We start from the raw sequence: 15,421 nt of genomic DNA on the forward strand, positions 1-15,421 counted from the left end.
TAATGTTCCTGTCCTTCATGACTCGTCTGCGCCGTCGCCGCTTGGCGTTCGCCTGCATGGCCGCTTTGATTATCGGCATGCCGACGAGTTGTGCCGTGCTGGAACATACCGAGCGCAAACTGCTGTTTCGCATCGAGCCGGGGACTGCCGGCTGGTATCGCGGTTTGCCGGGCAGCGTGCAGGAACTCGATCTGCAACCCAAGAGCTTCAAGGCCGGGGAAAACATTCATGCCTGGTGGTGGCCGGCGGAAAAAGCCAACGCCCCGGCGATCCTCTATCTGCATGGCGTGCGCTGGAACCTCACCGGGCAGTTGTTCCGCATCGAGCAATTGCGCGCGGCGGGCTACTCGGTACTGGCCATCGATTACCGCGGATTCGGCCAGAGCAAGGGGGATCTGCCGTCCGAAGGCAGCGTTTACGAAGATGCGCGGGTGGCGTGGGAGCGCTTCAAACTGCTGCAACCGGATCCGAACAAACGCCTGATCTACGGCCACTCCCTGGGTGGTGCGGTGGCGGTTGATCTGGCCGCCGAACTTGGCCAGGACGCCGCGCGCGACAAGACGCCGCTTCCGGTGCGCGGCTTGGTGATCGAATCCACCTTCACCTCGCTGGCGGATGTGGCTGCCGCCGTGGCCAACACCTCGCTGCCGGTGCGCTGGCTGCTGTCGCAGAAATTCGATTCCATCGACAAGATCGCCGACATTCACATGCCGTTGCTGGTGGTGCATGGCATGGCCGATGCGTTCGTGCCGCCGCGTTTCAGCGAGCAACTGTTCAACGCGGCTCAACAACCCAAACGCTTGTTGTTGGTTCCTGGCGCTACGCACAACAACAGCATGGCGCTGGGCGGGCAGAATTATCGCAAGGCGCTCGACGCCTTGATGCAGACCAAACCGTTGCCACGTGTCGCGGGGCCGGCGCCGCTACGCAGCGCACGCGACTCCTAACGGTAACCGCGAGCCTGTAAATCGAAGAGCTGCGCGTAATGCCCGGCAGTCTCAATCAAATCATCGTGGTCGCCCTGCTCCAGAATCCGTCCCTGTTCCAGCACAATGATGTGATCAGCATTGCGCACACTGGAAAATCGGTGCGAGATCAGCAACGTCATGCGACCTTCGGTGTGCTGGCTGAAATGTTCAAACACCGCCGCCTCCGCTGCCGGATCGAGGGCCGAGGTCGGCTCGTCGAGGATCAGGATATCGGCCTCACGGCGCATGTACGCCCGCGACAGAGCAATCTTTTGCCACTGCCCACCCGACAACTCCTGACCGCCGGCAAACCAGCGGCCGAGTTGTGTGGCGTAACCGCGCTCCAGCCCCTCAATGAAGCGCGCAGCCATGCCTTCGGCAGCAGCGTCTTTCCAGCGCTGTTCATCACTGAATGCCGAAGTGTCGCCAACCCCAATGTTTTCACCGACGGTGAACTGGTAACGAATGTAATCCTGGAAGATAACCCCGATGCGTCGACGTAACGTGGTCTCCTCCCAATCCTGCAAATCGCTGCCATCGAGCAGAATGCGCCCCTGATCAGGCCGATAGAGTCGCGTCAGCAATTTGATCAGTGTGGTCTTGCCTGAGCCATTTTCACCGACCAGCGCCATGCTTTTGCCGGGTACCAGATGCAGGTCGATGCCCTCCAGTGCCGCACGAGTCGCCCCCGGATAACGGAAGCCGACGTTTTCAAAACGCAGACCATCGCCCGGTCGCACGCCAGCGGTGAGATGACCACTATCGGCCAACACCGGCTCAGCGAGATATTCGTAAAGGTTCGACAGGTAGAGGCCGTCTTCGTACAGCCCACTGATCGCACTCAAGCTGCTGCTGACAGCGCCCTGCCCTTGCTTGAACAGCACCAGATACATGGTCATCTGGCCCAGACTTATATTGCCGTGCACGGCATCGATCACAACCCAGGCATACGCCACGTAAAACGCCGCCGTGCCGAGCAATCCAAGACCAAAGCCCCAGCCATCGCGACGCAACGTCAATTGCCGGTCTTCGGCGTACAGTCTGGCGAACGTGTCTCGGTACCGTTGTAAAAGCAACGGCGCGAACCCGAACAGTTTGACCTCCTTGATGTACGCCTCGTGGGACAGCAAGGTTTCGATGTAACTTTGCTGGCGGCTCTCCGGCGCTCGACGGGTGAACAGCCGAAAGGCATCGCCGGAAAAGTGCGCCTCCGCAAAGAACACCGGTAGCGCGCCAATCACCAGCAAGACCAGTGCCCACGGTGAAAAATGCACCAGCAGCACACCGAAGCTGATCAACATGATCAGGTTCTGGACCAGCCCCAGTGATTTCATGACCAATGCCAGGGGCCGGGTCGAGGCTTCGCGGCGTACGCGCACCAGCTTGTCGTAGAACTCGGAGTTCTCGAACTGCACCAGTGACAGGGTCTGCGCCTTCTCCAGAATCAACGTATTGACCTTCTGTCCCAGTTGCACCCGCAACAACGACTGCTGCACGGACAGCGCCCGTTGCGTTGCGGACATCAACGCCAACACCCCGGCCTCCATCAGCACGTAACGCAACACCGGCCACAACGGCGCATCGCCCTGCTGCGCATGCAACTGCATCGCCGTCACCACCGCATCGACAATCCGTTGGCCCAGCCACGCCGCCAGCGCCGGCAACACACCGGCAACCAACGTCGCCAGCACCAGTCCCAGAAACAAACTGCGCGACGTGCCCCAAACCAGGCGCAAGGCACGCTGCGCCTGGTCGAGTAACGAAATGACGCGCGATAAAACAGGCATAGGGCATTGAGCTCGGCAAGGGATGAGAGTGCGTCATGGTACTCCAGCGCCGACGTTACGAATCTTCGAGGCAAGAAAAAGCCCGACCTGAAAAAGTCGGGCTCGATGCTGCAAGCGCTTACTCGAACGCGCCGTTGAGGACTTCATAGATGAGGCCAGTGGCGAGGGCAACCAGTATCAGATCCGTACCGGCTTGCTGCCATTGGTAACCGTCGTAGTGCGGAAGGTGGCCGAGCAGACGATTGTCGAGTTTCTTCGCAATACCCGGAGGCAGCGGTTTGCCACGCGCGAGATTTTTCTGGACTCCCGGGGGCAATGCAGGGCCGGGTTGCCAATAATCACGGTATCCACCGACCAATCCGATGACCTGGCTGCGGTCGATGGCCGGGCCATGGCTGCGATCCCCATGGTCAGCGTTTTTGCCTTTGTTTCCTGCCCCTTGTGCACTGTGCGGGTTGCCTTTGCTATTGCCCTGCCCCTTACCGTTGCCGGGATCCGCGAGCGCGGCCATCGGGCCCGCGACCAGAACCAGCGACATCACACCTGCAATGCATCGAGTTGATCTGAACATATCCATACTCTCAGACAATGGCGTGATTCACAGGATAGTAGATCGGGATCCTACAGTCGTTGGCAGTGCTGATTTGTCCCTAACGCTGAGCCAGTTCGTGGCGCACACATTGCTCGTAGTAGGTCTGCTTGACCGCCGCCGGCTTGAGTTTAGAGGTGCTGTTATAGGTTTGTTCGGTAATCCCCATCGCGGTCATGCGCATCCACGGCTGCTGGAATTTGCGCACCTGCAACTGCTTGCGTGCGCCATACAAAGAGATGCCTGACAGCTTGGATTGCTGCGCACCTGCAGCGATATCCGCCCCCCAGTTACAGGCAAAACGATGGCCTTTGCTTAACTCTTTCGCTTGGAGTCCTGAAGCAAAGACAGCCAGGGAAAGCGTTGCAACGGTCATGACAATCGTCCGCATATAGCCAACCTAACCTTATGAAAAAAGGAGAGTTTGACGATGAAAATGGTACTCGGGGGCCAGCAATTTGCCCTACCACTCGTCCAGCACCCTGCACCTTTGTCTCTCTCGCACCTCCAAACCGGTACATCCCCTCGCGTGAAGGCTTAGATGATGAACAAGAAAATTGCGCTGCTATCGCTTGCCAGCCTGCTCATGATTGGTCCGATGAGCGCCTCGGCAACAGAGAAAAACACTGCTGAATCTGCCGCCCCACCGAATGCCCTGCCGGGCGTCAATCACTCGAAAAGTTCGAGCGCACATGATGATAAGGCGAACAAAAAGGGCGAGGAGTCTTCAGGAGGTAATGCCGGCGCGCAGGCGCATGAAACGGAAAAGGATGCTGCGACTTCAAGTGATTCAGAGGACATGAAGAAAGAGCCGAAACAGTAGCGTCTGTTGAATGGGCTGTTCGCAATTGCCCACCCAAGGCTCGACGATCCTTGCATCAAGCTTCACCTAAGCTTGAATAGCAGCTGTCTGCTGTTATTAAATCCGCCTCTGATGTCATCAGAGGGCCTATTGATGCGCCCTGCGGGGCGACGCATACAACTTAAATGCTCACCTCGGCGCCCCCTTCACCAAGGAAGACCCATTGCACGACTCTAAATACCTCGAAGACCTGCGCTCCCGATTCAACTGCGCAGAGAACATGGAATTTACTTTTTTCTGGGGGCACCAACCCGGCAAGAAAGGCGTTACCGCGTCATGCTTCAGCCAATGGTATATCGCCGAATTCATTGTTGATGGGCAACGCTACCGTAAGCGGCCAGCGAACACACCTTGCGCAGATTAGGCAGGCGTCCACTGATGCGGCAGCAGTCGCTCCATCTCGCTGGCCCGCTGCGTCGGCAGCCGCGTCAGTACATCCTTGAGATAAGCATACGGATCATGCCCGTTGATGCGCGCTGACTGGATCAGGCTCATGATCGCGGCCGCCCGCTTGCCGCTGCGCAGCGATCCCGCAAACAACCAGTTAGACCGCCCAAGCGCCCACGGCCGGATCAAGTTCTCGATCTGGTTGTTGTCGATGGGCACAGCACCATCTGCCAGGTAGCGCGTCAGCGCTACCCAGCGTTTGAGGCTGTAATCCAGAGCCTTCGCTGTGGCCGAACCCTCGGGCACAATTTCACGCTGGGCCAGCATCCACTCATGCAGCTTTTCAGCGATGGGCACTGCTGTTTCCTGGCGTAATCGCCAACGGTCTTCGTCGCTCATTTCCTTGGCGTGTCGCTCGACTTCGTAAAGCCCGCCAATCGAGTGAAGCGCCTGCTCCGCCAATTGGCTTTTATTGGCTACATGCAAGTCAAAGAACTTACGGCGTGCATGGGCCATGCAGCCGATCTCGGTGATGCCCAGCTCAAAGCTGGCCTTGTAGCCGGCAAAGTCATCACAGACCAGCTTCCCGTTCCAGGTGCCCAGGAAGTTGCGCGCATGTTCGCCGGCACGGCTGGGGCTGAAGTCGTAGACAACAGCCTTGAGTGCCGAAAAAGGCGTGCTGCTGTAGGCCCAGACGTAAGCACGATGGGTTTTCTTCTCTCCCGGAGCCAGCATTTGTACCGGCGTTTCATCGGCGTGAACCACGCGCTGGGCCAGCACCACTTCGCGCAACGCATCGACCAGGGGCTGAAGCTGCACGCCGGTTTGACCCACCCACTGCGCCAGTGTCGAGCGCGGGATGGCCAGGCCGGCACGGCCGAAGATCTTTTCTTGCCGGTACAGCGGCAGGTGGTCGGCGAACTTGGCCACCATCACGTGGGCCAGCAGGCCGGCAGTGGGGATACCCTTGTCGATTACCTGCGCCGGCACCGGGGCCTGGATCAGTGTTTCGCACTGCCGACATGCCCATTTCCCACGCACATGCTGTTCGACGGTGAACACGCCCGGCGTGTAGTCCAGCTTTTCGCTGACATCTTCACCGATGCGCTGAAGCTGGCAGCCGCACGCGCACTGGGTGTTGTCCGGCTCGTGATGGATCACAGTACGTGGGAACTGCGGTGGCAACGGCACACGCTTGGGTTGCTGGCGTGGTTCTGCCTGTGCGGGAGCGGGATGAAGGGCTTTTAACTCCGCCTCGATGGCTTCGAGGTCGGTATTGAGTAGGTCATCGAGCAGGCTGCCCTGCGCCGGGCTGATCTGCTCGCTGCGCTTGGCGAACTTGTGCCGTTTAAGGATGGCGATCTCGTGAGTGAGCTGCTCGATAATCGTTTCATCACGATGGATCTTTCGGCTCTGGGTGTCGACCTTGGACATCAACTGCGCAGCTAGTGTGCGCAGTTGTTCGGGGGTCATTTGGTCGAGATCGGGCAAGGAAGTCATGGGGTGGATTTTACCAAAGCAGCCCGACTGCTTCAGCTAAAAGGCAGCATTTAAAGCAATGTAATTGCACCGCCCGCACCGACTCGTTGCCAGGGTAATCCAAGTACCAGCGCCTGGAGTTGTTCGGGGTCGAGTTCGACCTCCGTTCCACGATGGAGGCCTGGCCAATGAAACTTACCTTGGTTCAAGCGCCGTGCCGCTAGCCAGATACCGACGCCGTCGTGCACCAGGACTTTCATCCGATTGGCCCGACGGTTGGCAAAGAGGTAAGCGCAGTGCGGCTTCGCCGCACCGAACACCGCGACCACTCGGGCCAACGCAGTCTCAGTGCCGGCGCGCATGTCCATAGGCTCGGTGGCGAGCCAGATTGCATCGACGCGAATCATTGGGCCAGGCTACGAATGAAACAGGCGCAGCCGTCCGGATCCGAGGCTGGCCATTTTACGGTGATGGATTTATCACCCAGAGGCAGCGAGATGATCACCATCTCTTCTGATGCTCGCCTTGGTCCCGTTTTTACCGGAACGAAAGCCGGCAAGGTTGCAGGCGATTGATCCCGGTAAGTCGGTAGCCACTTGCGGATCACGTTGGCGTTGATGCCGTGATGGATGGCTACGCTGGAAATTGTCGCTCCGGGTTGCAGGCATTCCTGGACGACCTGGGCTTTGAATGGTTTCGGGTAAGAGCTTCGTTGGCGCATGGAAATCCTTGCGATAAGGGCGATCGCGTCCGCTTAAAAATACGCGGACACCATCGCCCTTAATGCTGGAGTTCGGTAGGTGACTTGGCCGGACGGTTACCGCTACCCAACCGCCGAACACTACATGATGGCCGAGAAGGCAGTTTTGTTTGGTGATCAGGAAACTCGCGCCCAAATACTTCAGGCCCCCACCCCCAATGCAGCCAAAACACTGGGCCGCAAGATCTCCGGATTTAACGAGCAGGATTGGCTGCAACATCGATATGAGATTGTTGTGCGCGCGAACAAAGCCAAGTTTTCGCAAAACCCGGAGTTGAACAATTTCCTCAAGGACACCGGTTCTTGCATCATCGTTGAAGCGAGCCCGGTTGATAACATTTGGGGCATTGGGCTCGCCCAGGATCACGCGGACGCTAATAATCCAAATCTGTGGCAGGGCTTGAATCTCTTGGGGTTTGCGTTAATGCAGGTACGCGATGGGAAATGATTCCACCCTGCCAGAACTCATCTCGGGGCGGACGAGTCAGGCAGCTCACAGGTTGCAGCTGTATTGATATTCGAAGGGGAAAAATACCGTATCGACCACTAATGAAAACGGTGCATCGATTAGTAAAAACGGGATCAGTTTCCCTTTGGAAGTGCCCACTAACCACCAATCAAACCGCACACCAATGTAGGGACAGCGATGCTTGTCGTAATCCATTCGCATAGCGGTTGCCGCGCATCCGCTTAAACCGGCGATAAGAACCAGCAAAATAATTGTTCGAAACACGTAACGTCCTTATTACTTCACGGCGCAGATCAGTTCGCGCAGGCACAAAAAAGCCGATCTATCTGATCGGCTTAAGTGTCTGATTTACTCATTAAATATGGTCGGGACGGAGTGATTCGAACACTCGACCCCTAGCACCCCATGCTGGGACCTGTACGCGCTTAACTCATTGATATAAAACAAATACCGCCCCTATTCTGGGTGACAAAAAACACGTTTTTTTGTGCTTATGCAAACGGTAATCCGTGGCCTCCACCGGAGGTTTTGCGCATCACTCCTCCAGCTAGCTAGAAGTGAACTGTGCCGCTGCGTTAGGCGCATAGTGCACACGAGAGGTGGCGCTTAGCCATTTTCCGTATACCATGACCATACGAATAAGGAGAGTTACGCCAGTGAAATTCGTCGTGAATGTCCCGTTTGGGCTCTACCTGTTTGTAATGTTCGTGACCTTTGCCATTGCAATAAAGCTGGCATTTATCATGCTCGGGTTGCTTGTCCTATACCTCGCTTGGCGTGAACCTGGCCTCTTCCTGCCTCCAATACTCCTTGGGCTATGCGTTGGATACTGGCGTGTTGCGGCACCTATTGTAGGAGCCATACTCCCGATTTTTTTTGTGCATGCCATATACGTAAAACAAAAAGCAAAACGGGCCGCTCTACAGATTGAGCCCCAAAACGATATTAAACCTTTAGAATGAGCCCTGTTCCTGTCGTAGATGAGAATTACACCGCGATTCTAAAGGGGTAAGGCAAAGTAACAATAGTCAATGAATCCGGGCACTTGCCTACTTAGGCATACCCGGTTTTTACCTGCTTTACACGGTCATTGGTACAAAAATTGGTACAAGCATTTTTCCACCACATGCCAATCAAAGGAATGAAAAAAGCATGGCTGAGCATTTCGATCTGACTACGCGCGAAGGCATCAAAGACGCTATGGATAGTATCCAGGACAGGGTAGGTTTCGTCCCGATCTTGTGGGCTGTCGGAAAGCTTATAGACACCATAGGCAGTACCTCACAGGCTACAGGTGTTTCCAAGCAAGCCGAAGCTGCCACCGCAATCATCCGTGAGGGACAGCGAAGTGGTGTAGATAGCATGACAATAGTTATGGACGAGCAAGTGGGTGCTCACTTCAGCGTGCCAATCGAAGGTGTAGAGTTTTCCGCATCGCTTGGAAGCAAAGGCAAAGTGACTATCGATGTGAAGTACAAGTAGTTGATGACATGGCAAGGTATCAGTTTGGTTTGGGCCGACAGCCTCTCCTACCCGGAACACCCCCCACTATGTCAAGGTGACCCCGAAACACACGCAACCTATTGATGCATAAGTAAAACAGCCCTAAAAGCGCAGGGTAAAAAAGCGCCTTTACACACTATAAGAATCAACAACTTAGCGCTGTATTTTCCTACAGTGCTTAGCCTTCCTCCGGCGTCCTGCCGACGAACACCAATCCAAAATCCTACAGCTCGTCGCCTCACCCTCGCCCGCTTGCGTCGGCTCGATTACTGTACATCCAAACAGTAATCAGCAAGGCGCTCCCGTGGATCCCCTCTATATAGAAGACACCGACGACTGGCTCGGTACCCCGACTTCGCTCGAAACCTGCCGACACCAGATCAGGATGTACGAAAACGAATTCGAAGCACTCACGCTTGCGGAAGTCGCCTTCGATCAACTCGTTGTCGAGCACGATCGCGCCATTGGACGATTCGTTAAAGATATCGAGGTTGTCCTGGACACGCTCCAGGTATGCGGTTTGCGCCTCATCGTTGTAGATGATCAGGTCGCTGTTCACAGTCGTTGCCATGGGTGAATCCCCTTACTTGGGCAATTGCAGGTATGCGGTTTGGCCGTGCTTGCGCTGGTAGTCGCGCTTTTGCTCGGCAGTCATTTCGGAGCGCTTGAATGCAGCCTGGCCGCCACCCCCGCCCGGGGCTTGTGTCCCTGAGGCCCTTGGCCACAGATGAGGTGCGCTTTCGCGCAGTGATTCCGCCCATTCGAGCGGAGTCAGAGGGGTCTTGCCGTCTTTGCCAAGGATGACCTGGCCGGATTCATCAACGGCGACCGCTTCACCCTCTTCGTTCAGCGAGAACACGCCTTTGGCGCGCAGAATGATGTCGTCGGTTGCTTCCGGCAGTGCGCCGGCTTTCAGTGCAGCACCGCGCACCGAATCGCTCAGGACTTTGCCCTGAAACTTGGCAGCGAATGCTTCGGCCTTCTCAGCTCGCGCCGTAACGGTCTTCAACTGCTTGTCGTAGTCGCCACGCAGGCGCTCGGTGCGGCGATTGAAGACCTCATCCACCTTGCCCTCGGTCAGCAGCTTGGTTTCTTCGTCTTGGCCTGCTCGGCTGAGCAGACCTTTGACGGCGTCGATGTCGATGCCTTCGAACTGCGTTTCGAACTGAGTGAGCTTGCCGGTGGTGTCTTTCAGTTTGCCCAGCAGCTCGGTGTTCTTGGTTTTCAGGCCAGAAACGGAAGCTTCAACGGCAGTCGCGATAGCGGCCTTGACTGCCGGATTTTCCAGGTCGATTTCGTTTTCTTCTGCCACGTTGATGCACCCCTTGGGAATATGTCGCCCGCTTTACAGGCATAAAAAAACCCGCCGGAGCGGGTTTATAGTTATTCAGATCTAATCAGCTCAATTTGAAGTCGTAACACATTTCCAAAACATCGATATGGGGTGTCATCGAGGTCAGAAACCTCTCATACTCATACGCCGCACCCGATTCATGTAAACTAGAAAAAATTTGAAATGCGCCACCTGAGTTTGCAGCTCTTTCAATCCTATAGTGCGCAACCATAATCCTACAAATTCGTCGCACGTCCCTGCTTGAGACTCTCGAACGATCGCCAATCAACGAGAACGCAAATTCTATATTTTTCCTCGTTACATTTGACCTTAGAATCTCGTTACGCCTAATAAGAATCAGCGCTAGAAAAATCGAGTTAGCGACCTCTCTGGCTAGACGCCCCCTATGGAATAAGTCATATAAAATAGCCCTAAATTCACCAAGCCCCTTATTATATGATTTAAACATCGAAGATCTTCGCGAAAGGCAAGGATTAAACTCACATAAAAAGTCATATGCAAAATCAAAAACAATTTTTTTATCTACGCCATTAATATTACTTAGCATCAAATCCGCCCCGTCCCTAGAATTCGAAAAAAACTGACATCAAAGGCACTATAGGTCAAGTAATCCTGCACGCTCGAATGCCAGAGGCTCCAACAACTTCATTTGCACCAACGTCAGCGGCGCGAAATTGCGATCAAGCTGTAGTTCTGCGAAACGCTCAATGCTCAGTCCGCCCTCGCGCAACAGCTTTGCCCGCATCGGCCCGATTGCCACGTGTTGGAACGAAGCAGGCTGCTGCTGAAGCCAGTGGTAATAGTCGAGGCTCGCGCTGACCTGTCCTGCTCCATCTGCGCCCACCGCTGCCCGCGTAGCGCCCTTGGCGAACATCTCGCTGAGCCTGGTCAGCAGAACGAACGTCGTACGGCAATTCGGGTGAAACGGTGGCCTCGGCCCGGAATCGACCGGAAACCTTCGTTTGTCCATCGACCGGCATTGTTGGCTGGTTTTACTGTCCAGCGTGGCGACCATCTCCACTTCGGACACGATGTCCGTGTTGGCCTTGGCCACCTCCATGCGCGCCTGAGACGACACATGCTGAATCGCGGTGTGCACGACCGTGCTGGCATTGCGGTTGGTGTGTTCCCAGTACCGCTCTTTGATCCGGCGGATCATGTCTGGCGTGTCATAGCCATCCATCAACTCGTCCACGGCGCGCGGCAGGCCCTGGTCACGTTTGACATGGGTGATCGCCGCCATCTTGCCGACGTTGAAGTCCATGCCGATGAACAGCGGCTCGCCTGGCTGCACTGTGTCGAAGCACTGGTTCAGCTTGCGGTCGTAGGCGTGGTAGATCGACCCGGACGTCAGGTTGACGAACTGGCCATTCAGGTACGCGCGGATCAGTTGCTCGGGGTACGACTCCACCAGCTCTTGCACTTGAGGGCTCGCCCCATACCGACGCACCACACCGACGAACTCTTCAACGTCGTGTCCGCGCATCTCAAGCTTGGGTAAACCATCTTGGGTGAACGCTGGCTGACCGTACTTATCGGTCGCTTGGGCTATGTGATACAGCTCGTGTTCGACCAGAGCGCAGAAGTCAGCGTCGCTGCACTGGGCGCAGTAGTCGGCAGCCAGGGTGATGATGTAGCCCGGAACGTCGCCGAACCAATCCAGCATCTGCTGTTCCATCCGAGCCTTCTGCCAACCACCAGCGCGGAACGATACCTGTTCGGCCTGGCCAACTACTGTCCGCCCCTTCTTCGTGAAGGCAGCAGATGCCCACATCACACGAATGTCCGCATCGATCAGATGGGCGTGGTCTTCGTTGTGGATGCTGCCTGTGTCGGCAAGGATCTCGGCTTGGAGCCATTCCCATACTTCGGGGGCTGGCATCAGGCGGGTGCCGAAATCCGAAAGATCGGATAGCTCGACCAATCACGCAGGAGGACGCGGCCGATTCATACCAGAAGAACCTTCTCAATTCAGAGTTCGCCCCCAAAAGAGGGGCAGATTGCCCGCCAATGTGCGAGCCAGCCGGGGCCTAATGAGCGCTCATTAACCAACGAGGCTCGCAGGATGAAAAACACGATTTACTTAGTACTTGCAGTAGCAGTCATCATTTTCATGATCGCTCCGGAATGCGTAGAGCCCGGAATTGTTGCTTGCCTGCTCAGTAAGCCCAGATGTTTGCAATCTCGGCTGGGCAGGCTCGTTCGATCGCCTCCCAGTCGGGTTGCTTGGTTGTCATAAGGGTTCACTGATAGTTAGAAGGAGGGATTGAAAAGATGGCGTGTTGCCTGTATTAGTTGGATCCAATCAGGCAGTCATTAAAATGACGTCATTTTTTGGCTGGACTGAGAACCGCACAAAGGATTGAGCTCCCTATCAGCTTTTGAGAAACAGACATGACCCCTACGATTGGCCTATTCAGCTTTGCTTTAGCAGTTTTATGCCCTTTGCTTTACTTGTTAGCCCGCCAGCTGCGGAAGGGCATCGCGTACGCAAATGGTACAGATGGCCCAAAAGAACGCCCTAAGATCTACTGCGTTATTTGGGCGATCATGGGGTTTATTTTGGGAAGTCTCTATCAGCCGTTGCACGAACGAGGTGAGGAGTGCATCGCAGCGTCCCAGCCATTGGTGCAATGTGTCGTCTTCCCGAGCCGTTAAGCGCAGAAAATTTTAGTTTTCGTGCCGCATTCACCTGCGGCACACCTACTCTTCCCCGCCATCCAGCAGCACATCAATCAGTTTCTGCTCGCCGAGCAGCATCGCACCCAGACATTGCAGGTCGTGGCACTTTGGCCCGAGACCGAACACCGTGACTTCGTCTTTCGGCCCTATTCGGCTGACGGTACCGGTCGCTGCGATCCCACCAAAGCTTGATTTCGCACGAAACGACCCCCAATGTCGGATAAGCCAACCACAAGGATCTATTGGACATGATTGACTTCATAAACCAGGCAGGCCAGGCCGCAGTGCAGCTCGCGGCCTCCATGCTGTTGCTCGGGAATCGCGATAAGGCAAATGAGACCGCGATCGCTTTTGCCCGTAATCACAAGGAGGCAGCTGTTGCGATTCTTACGGCAGAGGGCTATTTACTGACTCAGATGCAGGAAGTGCACGTGAATCGCGATCCTCGGGATTTTTTGACTTTGCTAAGCCCCATTACTGACCTGAAAATTCCGCACCCAGAACAAGCGAAAACACTCTTTGTCACCCGCGAAGAGGCCATCAACGCTTGCTGGGAATTGTACAAAGTCCGCATATGAACCAATGAACATCAGTTGAAAGGATCAGCGGGTTTTGCGATCGAGCGAACGAACCACATGAAGCCTTGCTGCAAGTTGGTCTTGGCCAATGCCAGCAGTCGCGAGTCGACACCTTCAATCTGACCAATCTGTTTGAACAATTCGCCGGCGTCCGCCTCAAGAGTCTTGATCGAATTCATGCTGTCGATTTCAGATTGGATCAGATCGCGGTAGCCGGTGATCTTCTTGTGCTGGTTATCCATGTTGCTCTCCTCGTCGCGTGTCGCGACACAACTTGATGATTCTCGAAACGTGTCGCGACTTACTCGGCCTTGCGGCTCGGCAACTTGAAGTCAGTCACCCGAGCCGCGATGTTCCGGATCTTCTCCACTCCCAGAAAGCCTACCCAGCCGCCGGCGAAGGTGGCCATGCTCTGTGGCAGGCCGAAGAAATCCAGGCCGCTGATGATGGTCAGTGTAAGGCCGCCGCAAATGGCGCCCTCCACCAGCATCTGGCGACGTGTGCCGCCTCCGTAGGTAATCCTCAAAACGGCCATCGCGCAGGACAGCGCAGCCGCATACCCACTCAGTTGTTTGCTCTAGATGGGTGACAGCTTCATCGTGCATTCGCTTCACCTCAGCCAATTTGGCTTCCTGTGAAATGATCGACTCAAAGATCTGCCGGTATTCGCTCTTGATCGTCTACCTCTTAGATGCGAAAGAGCCCCTGCGAATGCAGAGGCCCTGAATAGGTGCGCTCGTCTTTCCGAGCTGTCGGCCAAAGGCCTTCTCAACGTCGACGCCCCTTTGCATCTATCTCGCTGATCCAGTCACGCGCCACCCTGAAAGCATGTTTGAGGTCAGGGTGCGCGGGCTGCTGGCATTGATTCCGTACGTCGCACTATCCGGCTATCGACGTCCTGCCTTCCCGAAGGCTGTCCCGGCTGCAGTGGAATTCAAGCAATAAAAAACCCCGCGCAAGGCGGGGTTTATGCTGATAAATCTCAGCATCTAAAAAAGCATTTTAGTGCGTCTTCTGATACCCGATACTTGCACCAAATGCCGCAAGAAGTCCGATAACTGAACCTACCAGATCGCCAAAAAACAATACTTTCTCAGGGGAGTCGATTTCTTTGCTATCGAACCCGCCCGAATCCACAACCGGATGCAGCAAGTACTCCCAGCCATGTGGAATAGCCACGCAAAGCGCGAATATAACTAGGCAAGCCAAAACATAGCCCTTCTTGAATAGGACCTCACCAAAGCTTCGCTGGTAATTTGTGCTCAAGACCAAATTCATAACGATCAAGACAACCCCAATGCATATCAAAGCAAGCCAAAATGTTGGCCATGCTTGAACTGCCACTGCCTTGCCAAAACTAAATGTCTCTAAGACTCCGCTCAAACTTGTTCTTCCCTTTTCCGATCTATGACCCAGCTTGCTAAACGTTAGCATTCTTAGCTCAATCCCCTCATACGCCGTCTAGCAACGTCGGGAGGATTTCTAGCCAAGTAAATTTGATCAGATATCTCAAGAACGGACAATGGCAATGCGCCAGTAACGAGCATAAAAAACCCGGCTCGATGGCCGGGCTCAGGTATTCGTGTGCGTGTTGCGTGAATTGCGCACTATGGGAAAGATAACCGCAATTCGCCGTCAAATCCATATGTTTATGCCGCCTCTATATCTTTTTCCGCGTGAATAACCTGCCAAATAGGTTGTTGTGTCTGAATATCCACTTCCTGAATGACTTCTTTCAGGGTTTCCCAGAGTCCCATCCAGTCACGCGCCCAGTTCTTTGTGTCGATGCTGACGCCGAAGAAGGCATCCATCTCAGCAGCGACCCGCGCCGGTCCGGGCAGGCGCCGACAGATCGGTAGTGGCCAGCGTCCCAGCGACTGCACGTCATCAGGTCGTTGTCGTTCGGCATTGAGTCGCAGCTGATGCAAGGCAAGTGCGCGTCACGCAGGCGGACGTACTCGTTCACCGCGGCCTGAGCTTCGCGGAGGTGACCTACAGCGATG

The 15,421-nt window shown here is 55.3% G+C and carries 16 protein-coding genes and 5 pseudogenes; 6 read left to right on the forward strand and 15 right to left on the reverse strand.

Going from position 1 to position 15,421, the window contains the following annotated elements; genetic code table 11:
- The first annotated feature begins 2 nt into the window (after positions 1–2).
- Positions 3–947 carry an alpha/beta hydrolase gene (locus tag AB4P92_RS04820; protein ID WP_395599003.1) on the forward strand — a complete coding sequence of 315 codons (945 nt, stop codon included), beginning with the start codon at positions 3–5 and terminating at the stop codon, positions 945–947.
- Here AB4P92_RS04820 and AB4P92_RS04825 read toward each other — a convergent pair.
- The 3 genes from AB4P92_RS04825 to AB4P92_RS04835 form a co-directional block, all read right to left on the reverse strand.
- Positions 944–2,755 carry an ABC transporter ATP-binding protein gene (locus AB4P92_RS04825; RefSeq protein WP_047300509.1) on the reverse strand — a complete coding sequence of 604 codons (1,812 nt, stop codon included), beginning with the start codon at positions 2,753–2,755 and terminating at the stop codon, positions 944–946. The two genes, AB4P92_RS04820 and AB4P92_RS04825, sit on opposite strands and share 4 nt — an antisense overlap.
- Positions 2,756–2,873: 118 nt before the next feature.
- Entirely contained in the window at positions 2,874–3,326 is a 453-nt protein-coding gene (locus AB4P92_RS04830; protein WP_042558711.1) for an anti-virulence regulator CigR family protein, read from the reverse strand.
- Positions 3,327–3,405: 79 nt separating this feature from the next.
- Entirely contained in the window at positions 3,406–3,735 is a 330-nt protein-coding gene (locus AB4P92_RS04835) for a hypothetical protein (protein ID WP_042558710.1), read from the reverse strand.
- A 153-nt stretch (positions 3,736–3,888) separates the two neighbouring features.
- On the opposite strand from AB4P92_RS04835, the gene AB4P92_RS04840 reads away from it, so the two are divergent.
- A complete protein-coding gene (locus AB4P92_RS04840; RefSeq protein WP_042558709.1) occupies positions 3,889–4,167 on the forward strand; it encodes a hypothetical protein in 279 nt (92 codons plus the stop codon).
- 399 nt (positions 4,168–4,566) lie between these two features.
- On the opposite strand, the gene tnpC is transcribed toward AB4P92_RS04840, so the two are convergent.
- The 3 genes from tnpC to tnpA are packed head-to-tail and all read right to left on the reverse strand — an operon-like array spanning position 4,567 to position 6,793.
- Entirely contained in the window at positions 4,567–6,093 is a 1,527-nt protein-coding gene (gene tnpC / locus AB4P92_RS04845) for an IS66 family transposase (protein WP_106120196.1), read from the reverse strand.
- Positions 6,094–6,143: 50 nt separating this feature from the next.
- On the reverse strand, positions 6,144–6,479 hold the full coding sequence (gene tnpB, locus AB4P92_RS04850; protein ID WP_040266828.1) for an IS66 family insertion sequence element accessory protein TnpB: 336 nt from the start codon (positions 6,477–6,479) through the stop codon (positions 6,144–6,146).
- Entirely contained in the window at positions 6,476–6,793 is a 318-nt protein-coding gene (gene tnpA / locus AB4P92_RS04855) for an IS66-like element accessory protein TnpA (protein ID WP_106120197.1), read from the reverse strand. The genes tnpB and tnpA overlap by 4 nt, the downstream gene beginning before the upstream one ends.
- Positions 6,794–6,872: 79 nt before the next feature.
- On the opposite strand from tnpA, the gene AB4P92_RS04860 reads away from it, so the two are divergent.
- Complete coding sequence (locus tag AB4P92_RS04860; RefSeq protein WP_395599004.1) at positions 6,873–7,280, forward strand: NADAR family protein; 408 nt, start codon at positions 6,873–6,875, stop codon at positions 7,278–7,280.
- Positions 7,281–7,325: 45 nt separating this feature from the next.
- On the opposite strand, the gene AB4P92_RS04865 is transcribed toward AB4P92_RS04860, so the two are convergent.
- The gene (locus tag AB4P92_RS04865) at positions 7,326–7,565 is read right to left on the reverse strand and encodes a YceK/YidQ family lipoprotein (protein WP_395599005.1); all 240 of its coding nucleotides are present in this window, start codon (positions 7,563–7,565) and stop codon (positions 7,326–7,328) included.
- Between the two features lie 392 nt (positions 7,566–7,957).
- On the opposite strand from AB4P92_RS04865, the gene AB4P92_RS04870 reads away from it, so the two are divergent.
- Positions 7,958–8,263 (forward strand): hypothetical protein, encoded by a 306-nt coding sequence (locus tag AB4P92_RS04870; protein ID WP_395599006.1) that lies wholly within the window; start codon positions 7,958–7,960, stop codon positions 8,261–8,263.
- Between the two features lie 190 nt (positions 8,264–8,453).
- Positions 8,454–8,783, forward strand: a complete 330-nt coding sequence (locus AB4P92_RS04875; RefSeq protein WP_395599007.1) for a hypothetical protein — start codon at positions 8,454–8,456, stop codon at positions 8,781–8,783.
- A 429-nt stretch (positions 8,784–9,212) separates the two neighbouring features.
- Here the strand turns inward: AB4P92_RS04875 and AB4P92_RS04880 are convergent.
- From AB4P92_RS04880 to AB4P92_RS04895, 4 genes and pseudogenes are all read right to left on the reverse strand, one after another.
- Positions 9,213–9,375, reverse strand: a pseudogene (locus AB4P92_RS04880) (major capsid protein); the annotation flags it as partial.
- A gap of 12 nt (positions 9,376–9,387) precedes the next feature.
- Entirely contained in the window at positions 9,388–10,116 is a 729-nt protein-coding gene (locus tag AB4P92_RS04885) for a hypothetical protein (protein ID WP_395599008.1), read from the reverse strand.
- Positions 10,117–10,753: 637 nt separating this feature from the next.
- A pseudogene (locus AB4P92_RS04890) lies at positions 10,754–11,581 on the reverse strand (minor capsid protein); the annotation flags it as partial.
- Positions 11,561–12,040, reverse strand: a pseudogene (locus AB4P92_RS04895) (putative metallopeptidase); the annotation flags it as partial. The pseudogenes AB4P92_RS04895 and AB4P92_RS04890, both read right to left, overlap by 21 nt.
- 1,048 nt (positions 12,041–13,088) lie before the next feature.
- Here AB4P92_RS04895 and AB4P92_RS04900 point away from each other — a divergent pair.
- The gene (locus AB4P92_RS04900) at positions 13,089–13,418 is read left to right on the forward strand and encodes a hypothetical protein (RefSeq protein ID WP_395599009.1); all 330 of its coding nucleotides are present in this window, start codon (positions 13,089–13,091) and stop codon (positions 13,416–13,418) included.
- 11 nt (positions 13,419–13,429) lie between these two features.
- Here AB4P92_RS04900 and AB4P92_RS04905 read toward each other — a convergent pair whose 3' ends face one another.
- From AB4P92_RS04905 to AB4P92_RS04920, 4 genes and pseudogenes are all read right to left on the reverse strand, one after another.
- A complete protein-coding gene (locus AB4P92_RS04905) occupies positions 13,430–13,660 on the reverse strand; it encodes a hypothetical protein (RefSeq protein WP_395599010.1) in 231 nt (76 codons plus the stop codon).
- Positions 13,661–13,719: 59 nt separating this feature from the next.
- Positions 13,720–13,977: pseudogene (locus AB4P92_RS04910) on the reverse strand (phage holin, lambda family); the annotation flags it as partial.
- A gap of 443 nt (positions 13,978–14,420) precedes the next feature.
- Entirely contained in the window at positions 14,421–14,852 is a 432-nt protein-coding gene (locus tag AB4P92_RS04915) for a hypothetical protein (RefSeq protein WP_395599011.1), read from the reverse strand.
- Positions 14,853–15,243: 391 nt separating this feature from the next.
- Positions 15,244–15,408: pseudogene (locus AB4P92_RS04920) on the reverse strand (recombination protein NinG); the annotation flags it as partial.
- Between the last annotated feature and the right edge of the window lie 13 nt (positions 15,409–15,421).

It is taken from the genome of Pseudomonas sp. A0308 (assembly GCF_044218815.1).
Taxonomy (GTDB): domain Bacteria; phylum Pseudomonadota; class Gammaproteobacteria; order Pseudomonadales; family Pseudomonadaceae; genus Aquipseudomonas; species Aquipseudomonas iridis.

Bases quoted from the DNA above. Each gene is read 5' to 3' on its own strand.
- AB4P92_RS04820 (WP_395599003.1), top strand. From the start codon at position 3: ATGTTCCTGTCCTTCATGACTCGTCTGCGCCGTCGCCGCTTGGCGTTC.
- AB4P92_RS04825 (WP_047300509.1), bottom strand. From the start codon at position 2,755: ATGCCTGTTTTATCGCGCGTCATTTCGTTACTCGACCAGGCGCAGCGT.
- AB4P92_RS04830 (WP_042558711.1), bottom strand. From the start codon at position 3,326: ATGTTCAGATCAACTCGATGCATTGCAGGTGTGATGTCGCTGGTTCTG.
- AB4P92_RS04835 (WP_042558710.1), bottom strand. From the start codon at position 3,735: ATGCGGACGATTGTCATGACCGTTGCAACGCTTTCCCTGGCTGTCTTT.
- AB4P92_RS04840 (WP_042558709.1), top strand. From the start codon at position 3,889: ATGAACAAGAAAATTGCGCTGCTATCGCTTGCCAGCCTGCTCATGATT.
- tnpC (WP_106120196.1), bottom strand. From the start codon at position 6,093: ATGACTTCCTTGCCCGATCTCGACCAAATGACCCCCGAACAACTGCGC.
- tnpB (WP_040266828.1), bottom strand. From the start codon at position 6,479: ATGATTCGCGTCGATGCAATCTGGCTCGCCACCGAGCCTATGGACATG.
- tnpA (WP_106120197.1), bottom strand. From the start codon at position 6,793: ATGCGCCAACGAAGCTCTTACCCGAAACCATTCAAAGCCCAGGTCGTC.
- AB4P92_RS04875 (WP_395599007.1), top strand. From the start codon at position 8,454: ATGGCTGAGCATTTCGATCTGACTACGCGCGAAGGCATCAAAGACGCT.
- AB4P92_RS04900 (WP_395599009.1), top strand. From the start codon at position 13,089: ATGATTGACTTCATAAACCAGGCAGGCCAGGCCGCAGTGCAGCTCGCG.
- AB4P92_RS04905 (WP_395599010.1), bottom strand. From the start codon at position 13,660: ATGGATAACCAGCACAAGAAGATCACCGGCTACCGCGATCTGATCCAA.
- AB4P92_RS04915 (WP_395599011.1), bottom strand. From the start codon at position 14,852: ATGCTAACGTTTAGCAAGCTGGGTCATAGATCGGAAAAGGGAAGAACA.